This is a genomic window from Allocoleopsis sp., assembly GCF_036703385.1.
Classification (GTDB): Bacteria; Cyanobacteriota; Cyanobacteriia; order Cyanobacteriales; family Coleofasciculaceae; genus Allocoleopsis.
Map to the genome: position 1 here is coordinate 1 of NZ_DATNPA010000370.1, position 2,590 is coordinate 2,590.

The following is a 2,590-nucleotide window of genomic DNA, read 5'->3' on the forward strand; positions in this document are numbered from 1 at the left end:
ACGGTTTCTTCATGTATAGCTAAGGTTAGGTCATACGAATTCTCCCAACTATTTGCACTCAGGAGCTCTCTCCCCATATGAAAATATTTAATTGCTGCCCCATAAGCCGTTGCTGCTTTAGCTTTCTGACCCGCCATCAGATTCAATTTGGCGATTTCATCTCGTTCTTGTTGATGGGTCAGTATAGGCAGTACCTCCTCACTAAAGCTCCGGGTGCCTGCCCCTAAGCCAAGATTGAGATGATCAACGATTTCAAATATCTCCTCTGATAACGCCTCTGGTGCGATATTGTGTAACAGCAGACGGCCTATTTGTAAGTGAATGACTTGTTTTTGTGCCTCATCAATCAAGGTATAAGCGGCTTGTTGTACCCGGTCATGCAGGAATTTATAATCTTGAATTAACAGTTCTTCATTGAACTCAGATGTGTGCAGTATTAACCCTGACTGAACTGCCGGAGTTAGTTCCAAGGAAATCTGGTGGGGTGACTTTTCACTAATGATAGAAAGAGTGTTTAAGTCGAAAGATGCACCCACACAAGCTGCCAAGCGTAAAACTTGTTGAGTAGATTCTGGCAGTTTCTTCACTTTGTCAATCATCAACTCCACCACATTATCGGTGATACCCATTGCCTCAATTTGGTTTACATCCCATTGCCAGAGGCTCCCCCTAATACCCCCTTGCCAAGGGGAGGAATTGAGTGATTTTTCTTGTACTCCCCCCTTAGTAAGGGGGGACTGAGGGGGATTAAACGTTATTAAATTTTCAGCGTACAGGGTTTTTAGAAATTCATTAACAAAGAAAGGGTTGCCCTCAGTTTTTTTCACCACAAGTTCCGCCAAGGGTTTTACTGATGCGATATCACTGTGCAATGTATCGGCAATCAGTTGCGTCATCGGTTCTAGTGCTAAGGGTGTCAAGGTAATAAAGTTGACAGTTGCCCCTTCCTTGCATAGCCCATCGAGAGTCATCATTAAAGGATGAATGGAGTTAACCTCATTATCTCGATACGCCCCAATCAAAAATAAATATTGGGTATTGGTATCAGTCATCATCAGTTCTATCAACTTGAGAGTGGCGGAATCTGCCCACTGCAAATCGTCCAAAAAGATGGCCAAGGGATGCTCTTTAGAGCAAAAGGCTCGGATGAAGTTTTGAAAGACGAGATTAAATCGATTTTGCGACTCGGTTGGCCCTAACTCTGGCACGGCTGGCTGTTTGCCAACAATCAGTTCCACTTCAGGAATCACATCAATAATTACCTGACCATTGGAACTAAAAGCCGCTAAAAGTTTTTCTCGCCATTGATTTAGTTCGTCTTCGCTTTCAGTTAGCAGTTGCCGTACCAAGTCTTTAAAAGCGCTGACGACAGCAGAGTAAGGTATATTACGCTGAAATTGGTCAAATTTACCGGAAATGAAATAGCCGCGCTTTTGAGTGATGGGTTTGTGAACTTCTGCTACCAGCGCTGATTTACCGATGCCGGAATAACCAGCAACAAGCATGAGTTCCACTCGACCTAACCCCTCCAGCCCCCCTTCCCTGCGAGTGTTGGGGGGAGTAGTACTCCCCTCTTCTACAAGGATAGGGATTGGGGGAGAGGTCAATCGCTCAAATGCTGCCAGTAGGGTTTCAACTTCCGCCTCACGTCCATAGAGTTTTTGGGGAATTTGAAACTTGTCAGAAATATCATATGAAGCGAGGGGAAACTCTGATATTTCTCCATTAGTTTGTAACTGGGTTAGACATGATTCCAAATCCGCTTTGATGCCGAAAGCACTTTGGTATCGATCCTCAGCCGTTTTCGCCATTAGCTTCATCACAATATCTGAAACGGCTTTGGGAATCTCTGGATTAACCTCATGCGGTGATATCGGCACTTTAGCAATATGACAATGCACCAACTCCAGCGCATCAGTCGTCTCAAACGGTAGCTTTCCGGTGAGCAGTTCGTAGAAGGTGACGCCGAGAGAGTAAAAGTCCGTGCGATAATCTAGCGTTCGGTTCATCCGTCCCGTTTGCTCCGGCGACATATAGGCTAAAGTCCCTTCTAAAACATTAGGATTTTTCAGGGTAGAATTTTCGCGGGTTAATTGGGTGGAAATGCCAAAGTCGATGATTTTGACTTGTTCGGTTTCTGGATTAAAGACGATATTAGATGGGTTAATATCTTTGTGGATGACATTAGCCGCATGAATCTTGCTCAAAGTTTCAGCTATCTGAATGGCAATGTTGAGGAATCGAGGTAGGTGTACCAATGCCTTAGTTCCTAGGAATTCATTCATCAATTCCTTTAATGATGAGGCACCAAAATCCTCCATAATAATGACTAAACTTCTTTGATAGGGTTCTAAGCCATAAGCATGAACCACACCGTCCAAATTTAACTTGCGGGTAATTTCATATTCCTGCTTATAGCGAATGAGTTCTTGTGGGGTGGGATAATCTTCTTTAAGCAATTTAAGAATAATAAATTGATTATCTTGGTGCCGAATGGCTCGATAAACTAAGGAATTGGCACTTTCGTAAATTTGCTCAAGAATCTGGTATCCAGGAATGGTAGTCATATTGATATTTAAGGAGAGAGTAG

Annotated in this window: 1 protein-coding gene; it reads right to left on the bottom strand. The window is 43.4% G+C overall.

Features of this window, described 5'->3' with window-relative positions:
* A partial coding sequence (locus V6C93_RS18370) for a serine/threonine-protein kinase PknK (RefSeq protein ID WP_333478118.1) occupies positions 1 to 2,567 on the bottom strand: 2,567 nt, incomplete at its 3' end.
* Between the last annotated feature and the right edge of the window lie 23 nt (positions 2,568 to 2,590).